Source organism: Chitinophaga vietnamensis (genome assembly GCF_902167635.1).
GTDB lineage: Bacteria > Bacteroidota > Bacteroidia > Chitinophagales > Chitinophagaceae > Chitinophaga > Chitinophaga vietnamensis.
This window is the reverse complement of sequence record NZ_CABHMS010000008.1, coordinates 45575-67559: the sequence shown is the minus strand read 5'-3', so window position 1 is coordinate 67559 and position 21985 is coordinate 45575. Positions and strand designations below refer to the sequence as shown.

19 protein-coding genes and 1 tRNA gene are annotated in these 21985 nt (G+C 47.9%); 9 read left to right on the top strand and 11 right to left on the bottom strand.

The genetic code is table 11. The features are described from left to right. Positions 1-60: 60 nt before the first annotated feature. The 6 genes from FPG75_RS20620 to FPG75_RS20595 form a co-directional block, all read right to left on the bottom strand. Positions 61-492 carry a hypothetical protein gene (locus FPG75_RS20620; protein ID WP_143309453.1) on the bottom strand — a complete coding sequence of 144 codons (432 nt, stop codon included), beginning with the start codon at positions 490-492 and terminating at the stop codon, positions 61-63. A 392-nt stretch (positions 493-884) separates the two neighbouring features. Further along, a complete protein-coding gene (locus tag FPG75_RS20615; protein ID WP_143309451.1) occupies positions 885-1328 on the bottom strand; it encodes a DUF4279 domain-containing protein in 444 nt (147 codons plus the stop codon). A gap of 369 nt (positions 1329-1697) precedes the next feature. Continuing rightward, entirely contained in the window at positions 1698-2369 is a 672-nt protein-coding gene (locus FPG75_RS20610) for a hypothetical protein (RefSeq protein ID WP_143309449.1), read from the bottom strand. A gap of 1 nt (position 2370) precedes the next feature. Continuing rightward, positions 2371-2820, bottom strand: a complete 450-nt coding sequence (locus FPG75_RS20605) for a hypothetical protein (RefSeq protein WP_143309446.1) — start codon at positions 2818-2820, stop codon at positions 2371-2373. 99 nt (positions 2821-2919) lie between these two features. Then, on the bottom strand, positions 2920-3534 hold the full coding sequence (locus tag FPG75_RS20600) for a hypothetical protein (RefSeq protein WP_143309444.1): 615 nt from the start codon (positions 3532-3534) through the stop codon (positions 2920-2922). Positions 3535-3768: 234 nt separating this feature from the next. Beyond that, positions 3769-4221, bottom strand: coding sequence for a GNAT family N-acetyltransferase (locus tag FPG75_RS20595; protein WP_143309442.1), 453 nt, complete (start codon positions 4219-4221; stop codon positions 3769-3771). Positions 4222-4626: 405 nt separating this feature from the next. Here FPG75_RS20595 and FPG75_RS20590 point away from each other — a divergent pair, with 405 nt between their 5' ends. Next, positions 4627-5529 carry a M57 family metalloprotease gene (locus tag FPG75_RS20590; protein ID WP_143309440.1) on the top strand — a complete coding sequence of 301 codons (903 nt, stop codon included), beginning with the start codon at positions 4627-4629 and terminating at the stop codon, positions 5527-5529. A gap of 652 nt (positions 5530-6181) precedes the next feature. On the opposite strand, the gene FPG75_RS20585 is transcribed toward FPG75_RS20590, so the two are convergent. Next, positions 6182-6255, bottom strand: a tRNA-Ile gene (locus FPG75_RS20585). Positions 6256-6398: 143 nt separating this feature from the next. On the opposite strand from FPG75_RS20585, the gene FPG75_RS20580 reads away from it, so the two are divergent. Then, positions 6399-7025 (top strand): HAD family hydrolase, encoded by a 627-nt coding sequence (locus tag FPG75_RS20580; protein WP_143309438.1) that lies wholly within the window; start codon positions 6399-6401, stop codon positions 7023-7025. 37 nt (positions 7026-7062) lie between these two features. Here the strand turns inward: FPG75_RS20580 and FPG75_RS20575 are convergent, their stop codons facing one another. The 3 genes from FPG75_RS20575 to FPG75_RS20565 all read right to left on the bottom strand — a co-directional run bounded on the left by FPG75_RS20575 (position 7063) and on the right by FPG75_RS20565 (position 8058). Continuing rightward, positions 7063-7323 (bottom strand): DUF4834 family protein, encoded by a 261-nt coding sequence (locus FPG75_RS20575; protein ID WP_262712066.1) that lies wholly within the window; start codon positions 7321-7323, stop codon positions 7063-7065. Between the two features lie 87 nt (positions 7324-7410). After that, positions 7411-7761: a TM2 domain-containing protein gene (locus tag FPG75_RS20570; protein WP_143309435.1), complete on the bottom strand. Its 351-nt coding sequence runs from the start codon at positions 7759-7761 to the stop codon at positions 7411-7413. Positions 7762-7773: 12 nt separating this feature from the next. Beyond that, positions 7774-8058, bottom strand: a complete 285-nt coding sequence (locus FPG75_RS20565) for a DUF2752 domain-containing protein (protein WP_161596868.1) — start codon at positions 8056-8058, stop codon at positions 7774-7776. A 176-nt stretch (positions 8059-8234) separates the two neighbouring features. Here FPG75_RS20565 and FPG75_RS20560 point away from each other — a divergent pair, with 176 nt between their 5' ends. The 6 genes from FPG75_RS20560 (at position 8235) to FPG75_RS20535 (ending at position 17808) form a co-directional block, all read left to right on the top strand. Continuing rightward, on the top strand, positions 8235-8699 hold the full coding sequence (locus FPG75_RS20560) for a ribosome maturation factor RimP (RefSeq protein ID WP_236652854.1): 465 nt from the start codon (positions 8235-8237) through the stop codon (positions 8697-8699). A 16-nt stretch (positions 8700-8715) separates the two neighbouring features. Further along, complete coding sequence (gene nusA / locus FPG75_RS20555; protein ID WP_143309429.1) at positions 8716-9963, top strand: transcription termination factor NusA; 1248 nt, start codon at positions 8716-8718, stop codon at positions 9961-9963. 130 nt (positions 9964-10093) lie between these two features. After that, positions 10094-13630, top strand: a complete 3537-nt coding sequence (gene infB, locus FPG75_RS20550) for a translation initiation factor IF-2 (RefSeq protein ID WP_143309427.1) — start codon at positions 10094-10096, stop codon at positions 13628-13630. A gap of 177 nt (positions 13631-13807) precedes the next feature. After that, the gene (locus tag FPG75_RS20545; protein ID WP_143309425.1) at positions 13808-15190 is read left to right on the top strand and encodes a peptidylprolyl isomerase; all 1383 of its coding nucleotides are present in this window, start codon (positions 13808-13810) and stop codon (positions 15188-15190) included. A 110-nt stretch (positions 15191-15300) separates the two neighbouring features. Then, positions 15301-17148 carry an amidophosphoribosyltransferase gene (locus tag FPG75_RS20540; protein WP_143309423.1) on the top strand — a complete coding sequence of 616 codons (1848 nt, stop codon included), beginning with the start codon at positions 15301-15303 and terminating at the stop codon, positions 17146-17148. 165 nt (positions 17149-17313) lie between these two features. After that, on the top strand, positions 17314-17808 hold the full coding sequence (locus FPG75_RS20535; RefSeq protein ID WP_143309421.1) for a SixA phosphatase family protein: 495 nt from the start codon (positions 17314-17316) through the stop codon (positions 17806-17808). On the opposite strand, the gene proC is transcribed toward FPG75_RS20535, so the two are convergent. Further along, positions 17805-18602, bottom strand: coding sequence for a pyrroline-5-carboxylate reductase (gene proC, locus FPG75_RS20530; RefSeq protein WP_143309419.1), 798 nt, complete (start codon positions 18600-18602; stop codon positions 17805-17807). The two genes, FPG75_RS20535 and proC, sit on opposite strands and share 4 nt — an antisense overlap. Positions 18603-18689: 87 nt before the next feature. Between proC and FPG75_RS20525 the strand changes: the two genes are divergently transcribed. Continuing rightward, positions 18690-21980 (top strand): AAA domain-containing protein, encoded by a 3291-nt coding sequence (locus FPG75_RS20525; protein ID WP_143309417.1) that lies wholly within the window; start codon positions 18690-18692, stop codon positions 21978-21980. The last annotated feature ends 5 nt before the right edge of the window (positions 21981-21985 follow it).

Here is a 21985-nt window from a genome sequence, read left to right as displayed (position 1 = left end):
GGAGAGAGGGGAAATGTTACAGAGGGGAGGGGGATTTTTTGTGGCGTTTGTTATTTTTGCCTAACTCCTTTCCAACGCCATCTTTCGTCTGAAGTAAGTCCGCATGGCATCTTCATCTTTTTCTACTATAAGATTTTCATATGATTTTTTATCAACGCACAATTCATAATAACCGAATATGGATTGTACAAAAGGATAGATATCCTCTTCTGCTTCAATTAGTCTGAAATACCAATTTGAAGGAACCTTGCTATCAGTTACCTCAAACAGTTGACACGGGCAAGCCGAGATAAGCCCATTATCATCTATTAAATAAGCTTGATAGGTTTTAAAGATGATGATGCCCATTACCAAATATTCTTTGCCTATTTCAAGCTCATTGTATTCGCTATATCCCGTCGCGCCAAATCTCCCCATCATATTCTTTTCCATGGATTTATATTCATATTCTCTTAGAGCAGCGCCAGTATTATGTATACATTTTACTTTCATAATCCTCGTTTGCAGTACCTAATATTTTAAGAACAACTTCATTTTCTGATTTATAGTACAGCCCTATACTACGTGTATGATGAAAATAGAAGAAAAAATTATTTTCTTCATCATAAAAGATAGGTCCATGAGGCGCCTGGTGGGTCAGGATACAAGCTAAAATTATGGATAGGAAATCATGCTGATTGTGCTTGTTTAAAATTTTACTATTCATTTTATTGTATCAATAGTACATTAAACGAATTTGTAAAAACATCACTAGGGAGCGGAGCCACTCTCCGCAAATCGGTATCGTTTATAGAAACGTAGTTGTATCCTCCTATCAGCATTATAATGCACGAGCCTGTTCACCCCTGCAAGCATTCACTGTCGAAGACGTAACTTTAGTATTTTCAAGGCAAGTCATTCATTTTAGATTCGGCATGATTCAGAAAGTAAATATCAATATCCAGAGATACCCCCAAATCTAATAATACGCGCAATTTATCTTTATTCACATACCCTCCTACATTATATTCATTATATGCATATACAACGATGGTCAATTCCCCCCTGTAGATTGAAATAAGATCCTTGAAAACCTTTAACCGTGGAGAAATGATGTTGACTAGCGCCTCTACATGCTCTTCGATAGAGGCATGAGCATCTGCATTGGAAGCAAGTATCCAAGAGCTGAATTTTCGACGCATATCGGTATTTCTACCAGGAATCAAATCCCCTTCTTGCCAGGCTTGAGACGGGTTAATGCCTATTAATGTTGTTATTTCATCAACGGCACAGTCAAAGTCGTGTATCTTTAAATAGACTTTTGTTTTTGTTCTTCTTTCTTCTGACATTATTTGTCTTCTTTAAGTTCATTTAAATTAACGCCAGTGGGTTCACTCTCGCCAGCTTCTCCTTGGTCCTTGGGGTTTAATAACGACATCTCCGTTAGGCTTCTTGTATAGATCAATTTGTCAAGTCGACTTCAATTTAGCTACCGATTCATTTTTGACTGCGCGGGCATTATCGATATTACTGAACAAGGCGGTCTCCGTTGGAGCGGCAGCGGTTTCCATCGTCGCTGAATATCTGGTGAAATCGCTCCGTTCCACGAATACCAAACGTACATTACCGAAGTGGTCTTTCATGCAAATGCAGCAGGAGAGCCGGTTTTATAGACCGCCTTGATCCTCCCTTCATCGTGAGATACGAATTGCAAAATATCATTCTGGTAGCCGAGCAACCGACTTAAGTGTATCTCCCTTGATTTTAAATCGGACCTTGTCCATGATAATGTACCGGCTTATATTAATATCTGTTAGCAGCGTAATCTTCACTTTTCTTTCGCCACCTACGACATTGATCCATTTGGACGCCATCCCGTTTTCACATAGTATCTTCACCCTTTCTATTCTATCAAACTCGCCTGTACATTGCCCTGTTAATGGGAGACATCTGATAGCATCGTTATTGACAAGAACAAATATATCAGTCAGAAGCTCATGTTTTGCATTTTCTACAACTGCAATTTTTGATCCTTCAGCAAACTTACCACTGCCATCGCAACTTACCGAAATGGGTAGGTTATCTTGCAGGAAAGTACTTTCCAATATTATTATATCCTTGCTCTTTTTCCATTTCCCTTCGCTTATCCGGTTGGTGACATCCGTTCCTCGCACGTATCTGTAAGTATTATTTTTCTTGAGGATTAGCTCAATGAATCCGTAGCTATCGTTATCAATGTCTCTAAATTTAAGGAAGACTCCACGTTTCTTTTCCTCCGTCGTTGGGGAAATTTTTATCATTGTTTGACAATACGCATTCAGAGCAACAACAATAATAGCAGAAATTATTATTGACCTTTTCACGGTATTTGAAGAGAAGGCATGTTTCACTTTATATCAATGTGTCATTTGAGTTGATGATATATTTCCATCTCCTGTTTCTGCCAACCCAATAAGCGCGATTATCTCTAAAGTCCTCGTATGCTATTTCTGGTTTGTCTAAATCGCAGAACAAAAAGGTAAATTTTTTAAACCATGCTTTATCCGCAAGTAGCACTATTTCAAAAAAGAATGGGCTTGTCCATTGTTCAGTTGTATCCATTTCGCCCCATATCATTACTCCTTCAATTATCAATTGATGATTTTGTGTATCAACATTCGTTATGAGGCTATCGTCTATCCATTTTTGCTCATGCCATTCATTATATTTTTCCTTTAGGAGCGACCCAAGTAATCCGGCTAACAGAAAAGAGGTATCTCCTAATCTTTCATTAAGAAATATCGCCCCTGAATTGGCTGGTTCAATCTTATCAGGATATTTATTTAGTTCATGAACTAACATCCTGGTGATTTCTTTTATTGACTTCATTGCTTATTCTCCTCGTAACATGCTTTAGTAACATCCGCTGGTGTCGTTACAACTCTTAATTGGGGATTCGTCTCAAAGATCATCAACCAATCTAATAACCGTAAAATCAATAGCTCTTTCTCCCCGCTCTTGCTCAATGATTGAAGGTATAAAATACTGCTTCTTTGTCAACTCCGCGAGTTCCTCTGAGTCAATAGTCTGAAAAACAAATATATTCCGTTGATCAACTCTATAGTAAGTATTATCACTTTTAATTGTCGAGATGGCGTTTCTATTACAATAAGCAGCAACAATCATTCTTTCAAAAATATTTGAAAAAACAGGCTTGTCGAGTTGATGTAAATGATCACAATCATTCCAGATAATGACTCTGTGATCCGGTTCTGTTTCAAAATTCAACAACAAATCATAAAGTGCCTCTAGCGAGGCCTCCAATGCATAAGAAACAGGGAAGCTTAAATTTGCCTGGTAAATAAAGGTAGATAAATCATGTATTGCTCTACCATATAACGGCATAACTTCAAATCCACCTTTACGAATTAGGAACTGCATATAATTCGTCACAAACCATGTCAGTTTATCCTGGTCATGTTCAAATAAAATATAATCATTTGAAAAGTCATTATTGTATAATGCTTGATGCCAAGACTCCGCTGACCTATTTACATCAATGAAAATTTCTTTCATCTTTCATTCATTCTTTGTGACAATTTTGAACACCGTGGAATGAGATTTCGGTTTCTTAAAGACCCGTCGGAAAAAAACACACAACAATCAGGCTGAACAAAGCGCTCTTCATAGCTTCGGGATTAAGATCGATAAAATATTAACTGAAAAAACTACAACGTATACACACAGGATTAACAACTATAAAGAAAGTCCTTTCCTTTATAAAAAGCCATACAACAAACGTGCTATAGATCAAAGCACCAGCTTCATTCCCGCATGCGAATCCTTGAAGCCCAGCCGCTCATAAAACCTGATTGCATCCTTCCTGCGCTTATCCGAAGTGAGTTGCACAAGGTAAGCTCCTTTCTCGCGTGATCTTTCTATCACCCATTGGAACATCTTTTCGCCGATCCGCTGACCGCGTTTATCTTCTCTCACACGTACATGCTCCACCAGTGCGCGGATACCGCCCTGGTGCGCCACATATTGTATAAAGGTAAGCTGTAAGGTGCCTACCACTTCGCCGTTTTCGTCTTCTGCTACGATGAGTTCCTGCATGGGGTTGCGGCTGATGTTATCAAAAGCTTCATAGTAAAGGGCTGGCAGGGGGTCGGTGGCAATATCTTTTGCAGCGCCAAAGTTATCAGTGGTCAGCATTTTGATGATGGCAGGCAGATCTTCGCGTACGGCTTTTCTGAAAATCATATTGCGGGTTTTACGACAAATGTAATGTACAAACTAATACGGTGACGACTATACGAATCCATCACTCAAAAAATTATTTGTAAGGAGATGCATATTTTAATATATTTGATTAGTCGAGATAAAAATTTAGCCCATAGCACTATTCCTTGTAAGATATCCTTACCAACTAGAAGTCAGAAGAGCATAGCGTATCAACACAAAATCTTGTTTTATGAGTTTGTAACAACCGCACATTAGCCACTTGTATCCTGGGTCCGTTGCCATGCATGCGTTTCCTGTTGTTTTCTGCTGAGAGCAATAACAGGAGATCACATATTTATTAGTCAAGCAAATCTGAATGCGCGCATTATCACGCGTACTGTAACTGTTTTTTCATTTTTTAACCCATCATCAAAAAACAAGTTTATGAAAAGAGCACTAAAAAATCTGTTGTTGCCCTTATGCTGTGCAACCCTTACTTTCACCGCCTGTCAAAAAAATAACACGGGCCAATCCTCTCAGCCCCCTGCCGTTAGCACCGATGTAAGCAAAGCCGATCAGATCAGGATTGCACAGGCCGGCTTTTCGCCTACTTATGCCAGAAAGGTGAATGGTGGATTTATTGTAGAAGGAGACATCTTCGTTACCAATCAACAGCTGGATCGCTTCGCCTCTGGCATACAGGCGATCCAAACGAAAGGTCCCAAAACGGAACAGTATCGTACTACCAATCTGGTCGGCGGCCTGCCGAGGGTTATCAAAGTGGCCGTTAATGCCGGCACTTCCGATTCCCTGTTCAAAGTAGCAACCGACGGAGCCGTTGCACGCTACAATGCGCAAGGGTTGCGACTTACCTTTAAACGGGTTGCCCCTACCGAATCGCCCGACATCACCATCATCGGTGAAGACCTTGGCACTACCCCCGACGGCTATACGATTCTCGGTCAATCTGCAGGTTTCCCCGATACAGCAGGCAATCCTGCCACTCCTATCAAATTGAATAATAAATATTACACCAACAGCTATAGCAATATCGGCGAATTTACGACCGTGGTTGCCCACGAAATAGGCCATGCTATTGGCTTCCGCCACTCCGATTATATGGATCGTCACTATAGTTGCGGCTATACTTCCTGGGAACAATTCCTGAGAATGTTCGGCTATAATGTGCCCCCCGCCAACGAAGGCGATGCCGGCGTAGGCGCCATCCAGATCCCCGGCACGCCCGCAGATCCGGATGCCAAAAGCTGGATGCTGGCTTGCAGTGACGGCACCAACAGGCCTTTCACTGCTTATGATGTAGTAGCTTTGAAAGCATTGTATAAGTAGAAACAGACCAGGTAAGAAAGATCTTAACACTATGGATACTAGCAGTATACTCCCTGTTTCAAGCATGGATAGAGTATGAATAGAGTATGAATAGAGTATGAATTAAATCTTTCCTAAAAAACGGTAGTTAATTAAAACAGCTTTCAGCAAAATGCTGAAAGCTGTTTTTCTCTCATGCTCCACCAGGGCATGATACCAATTCGTGCCATGCACTTTCTTTTTTCTGGAGAATGGAGAAAATTTTTGCAGGTAGACTTCTCCTTGGACGATTTTTCATGATAGTACTTTTTCAGAAAGATATAATCAGCAATGGCGAGAACCTCAAGGCCAGGAATTTATAACAATAGGTCGTGCTCTGGTAAAAAATGACATTCGGGTTTGTGGTGAATATTACGTCCGTGAAAGTAGCCTTGATCCTGGCGAGTATATTGTCGGTTGTACTCCCGATAGCAAGAAATTCGAGTATTTTTTGGTATGGACTTCAACTGAAAAAGTAACTCCAATTGCTGCAACAGAAATTGATGTTGCCCCAAAAAGGCAGTAAGTGAGTCCCGCGCGCCTGCCATTCCTTTGTAAGAGCCCGCAAAACGGCAAATTGTATCAAACGAAAAAGGCTTTCAGCGCCATTCCGCTAAAAGCCTTTCCAGTTCTGTGCTCCCACCAGGGCATGATCCTGGGACCCCCTGATTATGAGTCAGGTGCTCTAACCAACTGAGCTATAGGAGCCGTTCCGAAGAACTAAAATCCCTCTTTTCGAGGGACGGCAAAATTAATTATTTTCCCGAATTATCCTAAAAATATTTTAATGAGATAACGGTCACGCCTATACTTACAGAAAAACTGCTTTCTTTGTAATTCATTCTGATCATATGCAAGGCATTAAAAATATCATCTTCGACCTCGGCGGCGTGATCCTCAACATCAGCTATCAGCGCACCAGCGATGCTTTCACCGCCCTGGGCGTGGCGCATTTTCATGAGCTGTACACGCAATTCCACGGCTCTGATTTGTTCAACAAACTGGAAACAGGGCATGTCGGCATGGAGGAATTTCTCGCAGAAATGCGCCAGCACGTGCCCGCAGGCGTTACCGACGCGCAGATCGTAGACGCCTGGAATGCCATGCTGCTCGACTTCCCCCTGGCGCGCCTGCAGCTACTCCAACAGCTACGCCAACAGTATAACCTCTATTTATTGAGCAATACCAATGCTTTTCACGAAATAGCCTTCAACAAGATATTACAGGATACCCGCGGCATCCCCTCACTGGCGGCGTTTTTCGACAAAGCTTATTTTTCTCATGATATCGGCTACCGTAAGCCGGACAAGGAAAGCTACCTGTATGTATTGGAAGAAAATGGCCTCAAGGCCGGAGAAACTGTTTTCATCGACGATACCCTGCCTAATATAGAAGGCGCCAGGGCAGTGGGTTTGCACACCATTCACCTGCAGCCGCCCAAAACCATCCTCGATATTTTCAGGCCGCAAACGGCATAAGCATAAAAAAGGCCGGTTGCGATAACCGGCCTTCCAACTAATTTTTTATCTCTTCAAAATCGATATAATCTCCTTTGTCAGATTTCGGCGCAGGCCGCGGGGCCGACTGCTGCTGTTGCTGTGAATAGCCTTGCTGCGCGGCCTGTTGCTCTTCAAACTGTTGTCGCATACGTTGCTGTATATCGCCCATCTGTTGCCTCACCTGCCTGGCGGATCTGTACACCGGTATGATAAAATCAAACACCAGCTTGTACAGCAAATAACCGAAAAATATATAGAGTATTAATTTCAACATAATGAAGCAAAGGTAGCAGAATATCTATTCCGCCACTGGAAAATCTGCCTCATTTTAAGCTTTCTTTAACTTTCCGGAAAGGCGCGATACCTATAAACCCAGCAGTGCAGCGGATTTCAGCGCTTCCTGTTTGTTGAACTCCCAGGCCAGCTTGCGATAGTTCACCGCATCCACAATGCTGCCGATAAAGCAGAAGCCCAAGGTGAAAAGATACAATATCCCCATGCCGATCTGGTTCAGGAGAAAACGCTGTATGCCGGCAACGGCCACCAGCCCGATCAAACTGCATATCAGTATGACCTGCGGGTCTTTACGCCTCGACTGGTACAGCGCCAGGAAACGTTGCTTGTCTTCGTTGCTGTAGCCTTTGGTCAGCTCCTGCAACCACATTAACTCTTCTGGTTCAATACCAGGTAATAGGGCAAATGAAAACTCTGTCATAATGGTGTGTATTTAGTCGGCAAAATGCTGCCGCAGCAGTTGTATGGTCCGGTACATCAGCATAATGGCTACAACAGGTGCCAGCCAGTGATGATGGATAGCTTCGCGCCACTGTCCGTGCAGGAAATAATGTATCCCGTGTCCGAGCCCGCATCCGGGGCAAAAGGGGATGCCGGCTTGTTTCAGTAAACAAAGGCTCGGGGCTTTTTCGTCGGGCCGCAGGAAGAACAATAGCAGCAGGCCGCTGGGCCAGGCAATCAGCTCCAGGTTAATCTTTCGCCACCATGCTGTTTTCATCTGCCCAAACATATTATTTTTTCTGCAAATATCTCTGAAATGCCCGCGTAATCCGCAATAAATATTTATGTACAAGTTAAAGAAATAGTTTTTCAATCAAAATAAAATCCTAATTTTGCGTAGGAAAAATGATTCAAACGAAGGGGACGAGATATTGTCCCCTTCGCGCTTTTTGTATGGCAAACGAACTTGTGATAACAGCTATCCGGGAACTGGCAGAGGGGCTGCTGGCAAATGATCCCGACAACTTTCTGGTCGATATCAGAATTAAACCCACCAACAATATAAAGCTCTTTTTAGACGGAGATAAAGGCGTACCGGTAGATAAACTGGTGGCGTTTAACCGTGCTTTATACCCTTTGCTGGAAACAGCCGCGCTGTTCCCCGACAACGATTTCTCTCTGGAAGTATCTTCTCCCGGACTGGATGAGCCGCTTAAATTGCACCGTCAATACCTGAAAAACATTGGCCGCAAAGTAGAAGTGACCCTGCTGGACGGTACCGCTAAAGAAGGTACCTTGCTGGCAGTGACAGACGATATGATCACCATCGAGGAAACTATCGGCAAAAAGAAGGAAAAGAAATCAACCGACATACAATTAAATGAAATCAAGCACACGAAGGTGTGCATCGTGTTTTAAAATATAATAACTAAACATGGCTAGTATTAACCTGATTGAGTCATTCACCGAGTTCAAGGAGGCGGAAAACATTGACCGCCCTACGTTGATGAAGGTATTGGAAGATGTGTTCAAAACACTGCTGAGGAAAAAGTATGGCTCTGATGAGAATTTTGACGTGATTGTAAATACTGAGAAAGGCGACCTGGAAATATTGCGCCGTCGTACCATCGTGGCCGACGGGGAAGTGGAAGATGATAATGCACAGATTGCATATACCGAAGCGATCAGCATCGAGCCGGACCTGGAAGTAGGTGAAGACCTCTACGAAGAAGTAGAGATCATGGACTTCGGCCGCAGGGCCATCCTGGCGGCTAAACAAACGCTGTCTGCCCGCATCGGCGACCTGAAAAAGAACATCCTCGTGAAAAAATACGCCGACAAAGCCGGCGAGATCGTAACTGGGGAAGTTTACCAGGTTTGGAAAAAAGAAGTTTTATTGCTTGATGATGAAGGGAATGAATTAATTTTGCCCAAAGCCGAACAAATCCCCACTGATTATTTCAAAAAAGGGGAGAACGTGAGAGCGGTGGTGAAAAAAGTGGAATTGAAAAATAATGCCCCACTCATCATTCTTTCCCGTACACATCCATCCTTCCTGGCTAAATTGCTGGAAATTGAGGTGCCCGAGATCTTTGACGGCCTGATCGTGATCAAAAAAATCGTCCGTGAACCCGGCGAAAGAGCCAAAGTGGCCGTAGAATCCTACGATGACCGTATCGACCCGGTAGGCGCCTGCGTAGGTATGAAAGGTAGCCGCATCCATGGCATCGTTCGTGAACTCAGGAACGAAAATATTGACATCATCAACTTTACCACCAACATCCAGCTGCTCATCCAGCGCTCCCTCACGCCCGCCAGGATCAGCCGCATGGAAGTGGATAACGAAAACAAATACGCCTCCGTTTACCTGAAACCCGACCAGGTATCACTGGCCATCGGTAAAAAAGGCGTTAACATTAAACTGGCCTGCGAACTCACCGGCTACGAAATCGACGTATTCCGCGATGAAGAACAGGAACAGGCCGAATTTGATATCGATCTCGAAGAATTCTCCGACGAAATCGAAGAATGGATCATAGATGAGCTGAAACGAATAGGTTGTGATACTGCCCGCAGCGTATTGGAGCTGACCACAGAAGAACTGGTACGCCGTTCTGATCTGGAAGAAGAGACAGTGCAGGATGTAAGAAGAATATTACAGGAAGAGTTTGACAAAGAATAAAGCCCAGCCAGAACCCTTCCCAGGTAAAGGGCTTATAAGAAGGGGAATTGATTTTTTCGAGTTATTGTTTAAACGTAAAAAAACAACCCGTTTTAAAGAAACGGGAAACAGGGGAGGCCCAAAATACAATATGCCTGAAACAACAAACAACACACCACGATTGCTGGCCGCAGCCAAAGAGTTTAATATTGGTAAGGAAACCCTGATCGATTTTCTTTCCAATAAAGGCTTCGATATGGGTGGCTTTGGTTCGCCAAATGCCCGCCTTACGGCTGTTATGTACACAGCGCTGCAGTCGGAATTCCAACAGGACAAGGCTAACAAACGCAAAAGCGACCAGATAGCCCTGCCCAAAGGAAGCGTGTTAGAAACGATGAAGAAGAAAGAGAAAGAGGAAGCGGAGGCTGCGGCGAAAAAGACGACTACCAAAGAAAAAGAAGAGGCAGCGCCCGTAGCGGAAGCTCCCAAACCCGAACCTAAACCTGAGCCTAAACCGGAACCCGTAAAGGAAACCCCGGCCCCTCAGGCTACCGTTCCCACCCCTCCGGCCACCGAAAAAGAGGAAGCGGCTCCTAAAGCGGAAAAAACTGCGGCACCTCCCGCCCCAGAAACGCAGAAAGCCCCCGCACCTCCCACAGAACCGGAAGTAGTAAAAACAGAATCACCACGGATCAACGGCCCACGAGTAATCACCACGATCGACCTCGACGCCCTGAACCGGAAAAAACCTGCTCCCGCCAAAAAGGAAACTCCTGAACCGGAAATTCCCGCCAAACCGGAAGCCGCCGCACCGAAAGAAGAAAAACCGGCGCCGGCAGCTCCCGTAACACCAACAGCGGAAAAACAACCGGAACCGGCTCCCGTAGCCACTCCTCAGGCGCCAGCAGCAGAGAAAATACCGCCGGCCGAAAAAGCCGACAAAACGGAGAAGGCCGAAAAAGCCCCCGCTCCGGTAGCAGAGAAAGCGAAAACAGACCTGACCGATACGACACATAACACGGAAAAAGCCGCACCGGTTGAAGATAAACCTGTAGTTAAAAAAGTGGAAGAAGTATTACAAGAGGCAAAACCGGCTGCTGCTATCAGAGAAACAGCTGATACTCCGGCAAAACAGAGGGATGAACATCGCACTGCCACGCCAACACCTGCCGCCGATTCCAGCAACCAAACTCCTCCTGCATCACAGGATGAACAAGCCGGCGCGGTGATCGAAAACATCCAGGCCGAAAAACTTACCGGCCCTAAAGTGATCGGAAAAATCGATCTGCCGGTACAATCCGACAGACGCGATAACAACAAAAGCAACTTTAACCGCGACGAAAAACGTAAACGTAAACGTATCATCGTTGAAAAGAAACCGGAACCCATCCAGCCACGCGACTTCAAAGAAGGCGGCAGCCATAAGGAAGGTGGCGCTCCGGGCGAACATCGCCAACGTAATGATAATCGCGATAACCGTGATAACCGCGCCGGCGGCCAGCACGGCAACCGCCAACACGGCGGCCAACATGGTCAGCACGGCGATAACCGCAACCGCGGCGCAAATACTGGCGGCCAACAAGGCGGCGGCCAGCACAACAGACCCGCCGGCCAGGGTGGCAACCGCCAAGGTGGCCAGCAAGGCGGCGCTAACTTCAACCGCCAGGGCGGCGGCCAGCATGGCGGCCATAACAGACCCGGCGGTCAGGGTAACTTCAACAGACCCGGCCAGGGCGGCGGATTCAACAGAAACCGTCACGAAGAAAAACGCCCTGTTGAAGAGAAAGAAATCGACAAAAACGAGATCCAGAACAAGATCAAGGAAACCATGGCCAAACTCGGTGGCGGCGGACGCGGTAAGAACGTGAAAGCCAAACACCGCAGGGAAAAACGCGAGGAAAGAGCCAGCCAGAAAGCGGCACAGGGAGCCGAAAACAACAAGCTCCAGGTAACGGAATTTGTTTCCGTAAGCGAACTGGCCAACCTCATGGACGTGAGCTTCGCAGAAGTGATCTCCAAATGTATGGGCCTCGGTATCATGGTGTCTATCAACCAACGCCTCGACGCGGAAGTAATAGAACTCGTGGCCGGCGAATTTGGCTACGAAGTGGAATTCATCGGCCTCGACGCTGCTGAAGATAATGAAGAGGAAGAAGATGTAGACGCACCAGAAGACCTGGAACCACGCGCGCCAATCGTGACCATCATGGGTCACGTAGACCATGGTAAAACCTCCTTGCTCGACTATATCCGCAGCGCCAATGTGGTAGCGGGTGAAGCAGGTGGTATCACCCAGCACATAGGTGCCTACCAGGTAACCACTGCCAACGGTAAAAAGATCACCTTCCTCGATACCCCCGGTCACGAAGCGTTTACCGCGATGCGCGCCCGCGGCGCCAAAGCGGCGGATATCGCCGTAATCGTAGTGGCAGCAGATGACGCCATCATGCCGCAAACCAGGGAAGCGATCTCTCACTCTCAGGCCGCAGGCCTCCCGATGGTATTCGCTATCAACAAAATTGATAAAGAAGGCGCCAACCCGGAAAAGATCAAAGAACAACTGGCCGGCATGAACCTCCTCGTAGAAGACTGGGGCGGTAAATACCAAAGCCAGGAAATATCTGCGAAGAGCGGCCTGAATATCGACGTACTCCTCGAGAAAATATTGCTCGAAGCAGAACTCCTGGAACTCAAAGCCAACCCGAACCGCGAAGGCTCCGGCAGTATCGTGGAAGCCTCTCTGGATAAAGGCCGCGGCTACGTAGCCTCTCTGCTGGTACAGAATGGTACGCTCCGTCAGGGCGACACCATCGTATCCGGCTCCTTCTACGGTAAGATCAAAGCCATGTTCAATGAACGCGGCCAGAAAATGGACGAAGCCGGACCATCCACACCTGTACAGGTATTGGGTCTTAACGGTGCGCCACAAGCTGGTGAGAAATTCAAAATGTTTGAAGACGAATCCGAGGCAAAAGAAGTGGCCAACCGCCGCGCCCAGATCGTTCGCGAACAAGGTATCCGCACGAAGAAACACATCACACTCGACGAGATCGGCCGCCGACTGGCACTGGGCAACTTCAAACAGTTGAACCTGATCATCAAAGCCGACTTCGACGGTTCTGTGGAAGCATTGAGCGACTCCCTCCAGAAACTGTCTACCGAAGAGATCGTGATCAGCATCGTTCACAAGGCCGTAGGCCAGATCACCGAATCCGACGTATTGCTGGCAACCGCCTCCGATGCGATCATCCTCGGCTTCCAGGTACGTCCTTCTTCACAGGCAGCCAAGCTGGCGGAAAAGGAAAATATCGAAATCCGCAACTACTCTATCATCTACGACGCCATCGAAGAGATCAAGAGCGCAATGGAAGGTATGCTGGAACCGAAGATCGAGAAGAAAGTGGTGTGCAACGTGGCCGTACGCGAAACCTATCGCTTCGACAAAGTTACCGTTGCAGGTTGCTTTGTACTCGACGGCAAACTTACCCGTAATACCCGCATCAACGTGGTACGCGATGGTATCGTAGTGTTCACCGGCGAACTCGCATCACTGAAACGCTATAAAGACGACGTGAAGGAAGTAGCTTCCAACATGGAGTGCGGTTTGAGTATCCGCGGTTACAACGACCTGAAACCGGAAGATATCATCGAAGGTTTCGAAGAAGTAGAAGTAAAAAGAACATTATAACAGGCCTCCATTTAACGGCTACCCGCTTTTAAATCCGGCCTCCATAGCAATACAGCGAAGATCCACCCGGCTCTTCGCTGTATTTTTTCCTGCCTCATCTAAACTTTTGTTAAATCCGTCGATAATAACTACACAGCTGATCTTTAATTGGTTATTTTTGAACTTTACCGCTTTTGTATGAAGAAACTTTTGGCATTATCCGCAGGCGCTTTGCTGTTATGGCAAGCATCTTCGGCCCAGCAGAAAATGGTGGCAGATAAAATCATCGGTATCGTGGGTGAAAAGATCATCCTTAAATCTGATATGGATGGCGCACTTGCCGAGCAGCAGCGCAACTCTGTAGACGGCAACATCCCTGCCAGCGCCGCCTGCCAAACCATGGAAATGCTGATCTCCCAGAAGGTGATGGTACTCCAGGCCGAACGCGACAGCTTGCCTGTCAGCGACGGCGACGTAGAAGGACAGATGGAAAACCGTATCCGCTACTTCGAACAGCTCTACGGCTCCAAAGAGAAAATGAAAGAAATCACCGGCTACTCCGTTTACCAGCTCCGCGAACGTTTCCGCACCCCCATCAGGGAAGGACTGCTGGCACAAGCCATGCGCAACAAAATCATCGAACCGGTAAAAGTGACGCCGTCTGAAGTAAAGCGCTATTTTGACGCCATCCCTAAAGACAGTCTCAAATTCTACGAATCCGAACTGGAAATAGGCCAGCTGATCATCTCTCCCAAAGCCACCCGCGAAATGGACCAATATGCCATCGACCGGCTCCTGGAATTTAAAAAACGGGTGATCAACAAAGAAGCCGACTTCGGTTCTCTCGCCATCCTCTACTCGGAAGATCCGGGCGTTAAGGACAATAAAGGCGTTTATGTGCTGAACCGTAACGACAAAAACACCTGGGATCCCGACTTCCTCGCGGCAGCTTTCCGTTTGAAAGAAGGCGAAATATCTTCTCCCATCAAATCACAACACGGCTACCACATCATCCAGATGCTGAAGCGTCAGGGCGACAACGTAACCGTACAACATATCCTGGTAAGACCGGCAGTAACCAAGTCCGATCTGAGCCAATGCCTCGCCAAGCTGGATAGTATCCGTACTAACATCCTGGCGAACCGCTACACCTTCTCTGAAGCCGTAGCCAAATACAGCGATGCCCCCAGCGCCAAGTTCGATGGCGGTATGCTTCAGTCCAAAACCGGCGATGGTACACTGATCACCATCGATCAGCTGGATGATCCTTCCGAGAAAGACATCCTGATGATGCTGGATTCCCTGAAACCAGGCCAGATATCAAAACCCGTACAGTTTACAGACGAAAACGGCCGTACCTCTACCCGCATCGTTTACCTGAAAACACGTACACATCCGCATAGGGAAAATCTTACGGACGACTATTCCCGTATCCAGCAACGTACCCTGGATATCAAACGTGCAGAAGCCATCAATAAATGGCTGATTGAAAAGATACCAACGTTCTACGTACACGTAGATCCGGAATATAAAGATTGCAAGCACATCAGCCAGTGGATGTCGCAACTGGCAAAGCAATAACTAAATAAGTAAATGAGAATAAAGCAATACGGCCGCCTGCTACATCGCAGGCGGCCGTGTTGTTTTATTCTTATTTTTTTAGCGTAACTTTGCGTCTTCAATTTTCTGGCATGAGTGATGCGATCAAGCATGAATGCGGACTGGCATTTATAAGATTAAGAAAACCGTTCTCTTATTACCAACAAAAATATGGAACCGTTTTCTATGGGCTGAACAAACTGTACCTGCTCATGGAAAAACAGCACAACAGAGGCCAGGATGGCGCTGGTGTTGCTACGGTAAAGCTGGACACAGAACCTGGAGTTCCCTTTATGCATCGTGTCCGGAGCGCCGCTCCACAAGCCATCGGGGACATCTTTGGAAAGATCCGCGATGAGGTACAGGAAATAGAAAAATACCAGCCTGAGATCACCAAATATCCGGGCCTGATGAAAGGGCACATCAAATTCCTGGGAGAGCTGCTGATGGGGCACCTCCGCTACGCCACCCAGGGCAAGAACAATGCAGAACTGTGCCACCCCTTTGTACGCTACAACACCATCCCTGCCCGCAACCTCGCCATGGCAGGCAATTTCAATCTGGTAAATGCAGATGAGCTCTTCAAGTTCGTAAATGTAGAACCCGGAGAAACACATAAAAATTCCGACCTCGCGGCCATGCTGGAAGTAGTACACCACTTCCTCACAAAAGAAGATGAAGTTCGCCGCAATGGTCTCGACGTAAAACACATCCTTCAACAGGCATTTTCTTTATTCGACGGCGGTTACCACGCCGGTGGCCTCATCGGCACCGGTGATGCCTTCGTGATCCGCGATCCGCACGGCATCCGTCCATCTTACTATTATATCAACGATGATGTGATCGTGGCCGCTTCTGAAAGAGCCGCCATCCGCACCACTTTCAACGTTGGCGAAAATGAAGTGCTGGAGCTGATGCCCGGCAACGCCCTCATCGTAAAACCAAACGGCGAATACTCCGTTGAGCAGATACTGGAGCCGAAAGAACGCAAGGCTTGCAGCTTCGAAAGGATCTACTTCTCCCGTGGTAATGATGAGAAAATCTACAAAGAACGTACTGCCCTGGGCCGCAACCTTTCCGGTACCGTGCTCAAAGCAATCGATAACGATCTCCGTAATACCATCTTCTCTTTCATCCCCAATACAGCGGAAGTAGCCTTCTATGGCCTGCTGAAAGGACTGGAAGATTATCTCAACAAAATAAAGGTAGAACGTATCCTTTCCTGGGGTAACGATTTTGATGAAGAAAAGCTCACCGAAATGGTGAACCGCCGCATCCGCATCGATAAGATCGCCATCAAGGACGTGAAGATGAGAACTTTTATCACAGAGGATTCCAGCAGGAACGAGATGGTGCAGCACGTATACGATATCACTTATGGTACCGTGAGACCCGGTGTAGATACCCTGGTGGTGATCGACGACTCCATCGTTCGTGGTACCACGCTGAAAGAAAGCATTGTAAAGATGCTCGACCGTCTCGGACCCAAGAAGATCATCATTGTTTCTTCTGCTCCGCAGATCCGCTACCCGGACTGCTATGGCATCGATATGAGCAAGATGGGCGACTTCGTTGCATTCCAGGCTGCCATCGCGCTGCTGAAAGAACAGGGCAAAGAACACATCCTGCAGGAAGCCTATGGCCTCTGTAAAGAATTACAGCGCACCAACACCCTGCACGCACAAAACGTAGTGAAGAATATTTACAAGCCGTTCACACCGGAAGAAATCTCCGCCAAGATCGCGGAAATACTGACACCACAAGGTATCGGCGCAAAAATAGAAGTGATCTATCAATCCGTAGAAAACCTGCATGAAGCCTGCCCCAACAACCTGGGCGATTGGTACTTCACCGGTAATTACCCCACTCCGGGCGGTAACCGTGTAGTAAACAAGGCCTTCATGAACTATATGGAAGGAAAGAACGAAAGAGGTTATTAATCTTATTTCATTGCGTTGCCGGCATGCCGGCAACGCAATGAAATAAATATAAGTTCCATGTTAATTTTATCTTAAATACGCCCGCCCCAATTCATCATTTGACGCCAAGCCATTAACTTCCTGTAAAATCTTGTATTTTCGTTCCGAACAATTGGTTTTCAGCCCATGAAAACACTGCTCCTCATTCGCCATGCAAAATCCAGCTGGAACGATCCAGACATGGATGACTTCGACCGGCCTCTCAACAAACGAGGAAAAATGAATGCCCCGGAAATGGCTAACCGCCTCATTGTGCGCGGAATGGTGCCAGAACTGATCATTTCCAGTCCTGCGAAACGTACCCGCACCACCGCTAAAATCATGGCCGGCGAATGGAAATACCCCAAACAGGCCATCCTGCTGGAAGAAGAACTCTATTTATGCTACGCTTCCACATTCCTGAAAGTGATCACCAAAATCGATGACGACTTCAACGCAGTAGCCATCTTCGCACACAATCCCGGTATCACCGACTTCGCTAATTATCTTACCGAAGAGATCAGGATCGACAACGTACCTACTTCCGGCATATTCGCTATCGAAGCCGATACCCCGTCGTGGAAAGATTTTGACCGCGCCAAAAAGCATTTCCTCTTCTTCGACTACCCGCGTAAGGATTAGCCTTTCACAATCTTGTTATAGGAAACAGTGATGCCCTTGATAAGGGAAGAGCTGAAGCCCTGGTGTTCCATTTCGTTCAAACCTGCAATGGTGCAGCCTTTGGGGGTGGTGACCTTGTCGATCTCTTCTTCCGGATGACGGTTTTCCCTGATCAGCAGCTCTGCCGCGCCCTTCACCGTTTGTGCCGCGATGAGGCTGGCAGTGCGTACGTCGAAGCCGATCTCGATACCGCCCTGTATGCTCGCCCGGATAAAACGCAGCGCATAAGCGATGCCACAGGCGCCCAGCACAGTAGCCGCATCCATCAGCTTTTCGTCGATGCTCACCGTTACGCCCAGCTGGTTAAACATATTGGTTACATAGGCCACCTGCTCCTCGCTGGCGTTCTTGTAACAGATACAGGTCACGGATTCCTGGATCGCGATCGCCGTATTGGGCATCGCCCGCACCACGGCCATTCCCGGCGTGATCTGTTCCAGGTCGTCGATACTAACGCCGGTGACTACACTGATCAATATCTGTTTAGACGGGTCGAAAGATGCTTTGATCTCCTGCAATACCTCGCGAACGTTATATGGCTTCAACGCTACCACAATCACTTCAGAGCCGCGCACCGCCTTCGCATTATCTCTCTCTATCTGTACCCCCGCTTCCTGCAAGGCGCCGAGCGTACCGGTATTGCGCTTGGTGACAATGATATCACCGGCCTTTGAAAAACCGCTCTTCAGCAATCCCTGGGCGATGGCCGAGCCCAGGTTCCCACCACCTATAATGGCTATTTTTTTGGATGACATAAAAAAATGTTTACACTATAAATCCCCCAAAAGGTAAAACAAATGGCCCATTGATGCAAACACTATTGTATTCCTTATATTGCGTGGATGCGGGCATCACATAAAGCAGCGGCGTTTTACGCAAGGATACTGGAGGCACATCATATACAACAACCGGAAGACAAGATCAGGTTTTACAAGCTGATACTGGAGAGCCTTTTCCGCGAGCTTACGCGGGAAGAGCACCGCTCTTTCGGCAACCTCTTCGCCCGCATGCAGTTCTACTTCGATAAGGAGGTGGTGCCGCCGGATATCCACCAGCAGCTCACCGCACTGCGCATCCTAACGGCCAGGGCTACACGCTCGCTTTTCCCCTTACAACCGGAAGAACATGTACTTTGCATAAAAGCGCTATCAGAGGCCGTTTCATGGTTTTTCAACACCCTGGCGCCCGCCACGCTTTCACCCATTTACCAGGAAACGGGCAGTCATATCTTATCCAGAAATTTAAAACAAAGGCCTGCTACCATTCCGCTGCTGAAATGCATGATCACCGCAAGCAGCGCTTTGCAGACCGGATCGAAGGGGAGATACAGTTTTTCACTGGAGGTGAAGAATGATGAACAGGGAGATTTCCGGTTATTACTACAAGATATGGATTCCGTTACTGTGGCGGCTTTGCACGGACTGTTACGTCCTTATGATACCATTCACGTACTGCATTGCCGCCAGGATAGCAACGAAACAGATTATGTAACCACCGCCGAGAGCCAGCTGGTGTTGGAGCCCGACCTGCTGATCGATATCAGCGATCTTGCAGAATGTTTCACCAGCAAAGGTTTCAACAAATTATTATATCTCGTTAAAAAGCTTGTGCCGCAAAAATCCAGTCCGGCCGCCTTCCGGGGCAACCTCGTCAATGCCCTGCTGGATGAAATGTTGCGGAACAGTGAGATCGATTTTAAATCTTCCTTTGTAGAGGCCGTAGCCGAAAATGTGCTACAGGCGGCCGCTTACGGCCGTGAGCAGATCAATGACATGTTCCGCGATATCCGGCAATCGCACTGGGGCAACCTGCACAGTACCGTGCAGGACCTGAAAGCGAAGCCGGTGCGTATAGAGCCCACCTTTTTCTCGGCGCAATATGGCCTGCAAGGGCGTCTTGACCTGATGGCGGAAGACGATAAAGACCCGCACCGCAAGGAGATCTTCGAGTTAAAAAGCGGCAAGGCGCCGGATTTCAATACCTGGAAGAACCACGAGATGCAGGTAGTGGGCTATAACCTGCTGCTGCGTTCGGCCTTCGGGCGGCAAAGGAAGGGCAGCTCGGCCATCCTGTATTCTGCTGCGGCGGCACAGCCGCTGCGCAACGTGAGCAGTACCCATGCCACCGAAAACAACCTGCTGCACCTCCGCAATGAAGTAGTGGCCATGCTCCTGCGGCTGGCATCCGGCGAATATGGCGCGCTCTCTGCCATCACCAGCGCGGCTGCCAGCGGGCTGCCGGGTTTCAGTGCAGAACATTTCCTCGCCTTTGAAAGATCATGGCAAGATGCGCCCGCATTGGCCAGGGCCTACTATTGCGAGTTCCTCTCTTTCATACTGCGCGAATACCTCCAGGCCAAATGCGGCATGTTCTCCGAGGTGCACCGGGAAGATGATGCCGACGGCTTCGCCGCCCTCTGGCTGCAACCCGAAAATGAAAAGACCGCCCGTTTCAACATCATACGCGGACTGCATTTCCGCGAGTTTGATACCAGCAGCAGCGCCGTTCATTTTGATATAACCGTGCCCGTTAGTCATAACTTCCGGGTGGGAGATACCGCCGTGATCTATCCCCGTACCGGCCCGGAACTGGCGCCCCTGCAGCAACAGCTGCTGAAGGGCCGCATAGACGAGCTGGGGAAAGACAAGCTTGTCTTCTCCCTCAATAACCGTCAGATCACGATGGATTTCCTCCGTCAGTATGATGAGTGGATCATCGAACATGATATTTATGAATCCAATTACTGGATGGCGGCATCATCGCTGTTCTATGTGTTGCTGCCACAATACCGGCGCCGCACGGATATGTTGTTGGGTCTCGAAGCGCCCCGCAGCAAAGCCTTGACCGGCACGGCGCCGGTGATGTTCAATCAAAACCAGCAAACCATTGTGCAGCAGGCATTGGAGGCAGAGGACTACTACCTGCTGCAAGGCCCGCCGGGTACGGGTAAAACTTCTTCCCTGCTCACGGCGATAGTAGGGGAGATGGTGAACAGGGCGCACCATGTGATCATTGTGGCCTTTACCAACAAGGCGGTGGAAGAGATCTGCCATAAGCTCGATGCAAAGCAGATTAGCTATCTCCGTATGGGAGGGCGTAGTGCGGGTTCGGCGCAACAGCTGCGGCAATATTGCCTGAAAGGCCAGCTGGACGAGGCCCGCAGCTTCGTTACCAGTCATCGCGTATTTGTGGGTACTGTGGCTACCATGGCTACCCGCCTGGAGCAGCTGCTGATGATGGGGATTCCTGCCGATACCCTGATCGCCGACGAGGCATCGCAGCTCACCGAGCCGCAGTTGCTGGGATTGCTGGTGCCTTTCCGTAAGTTCATCCTGATCGGCGATCAGAACCAGTTGCCGCCGGTGGTGGCGCAGGAGGAATATTTCTGTACAGTAAAAGATGCTTCCTTGCGGGAGTTGGGTTTCCATGACCTGCGGTCGTCTATTTTCGAGCGGCTGATGCAGCGCTGTAAAACGCAGCACTGGCGCCATGCCTGGGGTATGCTGAACACACATTTCAGGATGCACGACCATATCGCTGCGCTGGTGAATCATTATTATGCGGGGCAGCTGGCTTCCGGCAGGGAGGCACAGCAGGAGGCCTTTACGCCGCCAGTCAGCAATGGCGAGAGATGGCAACGTGCGCTGGGGGCGGGCCGGAAGGTGTTCATCCCCAGTCCTTATGAGCCTACTTCCAAAATGAATACCACAGAAGCTACCAGGGTAGCGGATCTGCTGCGATACCTGCAAATGCAGTATGGGCCGGCTTTTAGTAAGGATACCGTAGGAGTGGTAACGCCCTGGCGTACACAGATCAGCCTGATACGCGAGCTGCTGGCCGATGACCAGGGATTACAGGATATTAATATAGATACGGTGGAACGCTTCCAGGGCTCCGAGAACGATATCATCGTTGTATCGCTGGCGGTGTATCATGCCGCGCAGGTACAGACGCTTCAATGCCTGGGGCGCTTCAAATGGGAAGAGGAAGAGATAGAGGTAGACCGCAAGCTGCTAGTAACGTTATCGCGTGCACGAAAACAGGTGATCCTGATGGGCTATGAGCCCGTACTGCTGGAAAGTGGCCACTACCGCAGGATGCTGGAAAATATGGTGAGATTTACGGATTTATGAATTTA

Excerpts from the sequence above, each read along its gene's own strand:
- FPG75_RS20605 (WP_143309446.1), bottom strand. The coding sequence starts at position 2,820 with ATGTTAGTTCATGAACTAAATAAATATCCTGATAAGATTGAACCAGCC.
- nusA (WP_143309429.1), top strand. The coding sequence starts at position 8,716 with ATGGCTAGTATTAACCTGATTGAGTCATTCACCGAGTTCAAGGAGGCG.
- FPG75_RS20600 (WP_143309444.1), bottom strand. The coding sequence starts at position 3,534 with ATGAAAGAAATTTTCATTGATGTAAATAGGTCAGCGGAGTCTTGGCAT.
- FPG75_RS20580 (WP_143309438.1), top strand. The coding sequence starts at position 6,399 with ATGCAAGGCATTAAAAATATCATCTTCGACCTCGGCGGCGTGATCCTC.
- FPG75_RS20570 (WP_143309435.1), bottom strand. The coding sequence starts at position 7,761 with ATGACAGAGTTTTCATTTGCCCTATTACCTGGTATTGAACCAGAAGAG.
- FPG75_RS20620 (WP_143309453.1), bottom strand. The coding sequence starts at position 492 with ATGAAAGTAAAATGTATACATAATACTGGCGCTGCTCTAAGAGAATAT.
- FPG75_RS20595 (WP_143309442.1), bottom strand. The coding sequence starts at position 4,221 with ATGATTTTCAGAAAAGCCGTACGCGAAGATCTGCCTGCCATCATCAAA.
- FPG75_RS20535 (WP_143309421.1), top strand. The coding sequence starts at position 17,314 with ATGAAAACACTGCTCCTCATTCGCCATGCAAAATCCAGCTGGAACGAT.
- FPG75_RS20565 (WP_161596868.1), bottom strand. The coding sequence starts at position 8,058 with ATGAAAACAGCATGGTGGCGAAAGATTAACCTGGAGCTGATTGCCTGG.
- FPG75_RS20615 (WP_143309451.1), bottom strand. The coding sequence starts at position 1,328 with ATGTCAGAAGAAAGAAGAACAAAAACAAAAGTCTATTTAAAGATACAC.
- infB (WP_143309427.1), top strand. The coding sequence starts at position 10,094 with ATGCCTGAAACAACAAACAACACACCACGATTGCTGGCCGCAGCCAAA.
- FPG75_RS20545 (WP_143309425.1), top strand. The coding sequence starts at position 13,808 with ATGAAGAAACTTTTGGCATTATCCGCAGGCGCTTTGCTGTTATGGCAA.
- proC (WP_143309419.1), bottom strand. The coding sequence starts at position 18,602 with ATGTCATCCAAAAAAATAGCCATTATAGGTGGTGGGAACCTGGGCTCG.
- FPG75_RS20590 (WP_143309440.1), top strand. The coding sequence starts at position 4,627 with ATGAAAAGAGCACTAAAAAATCTGTTGTTGCCCTTATGCTGTGCAACC.
- FPG75_RS20525 (WP_143309417.1), top strand. The coding sequence starts at position 18,690 with ATGCGGGCATCACATAAAGCAGCGGCGTTTTACGCAAGGATACTGGAG.
- FPG75_RS20560 (WP_236652854.1), top strand. The coding sequence starts at position 8,235 with ATGGCAAACGAACTTGTGATAACAGCTATCCGGGAACTGGCAGAGGGG.
- FPG75_RS20540 (WP_143309423.1), top strand. The coding sequence starts at position 15,301 with ATGAGTGATGCGATCAAGCATGAATGCGGACTGGCATTTATAAGATTA.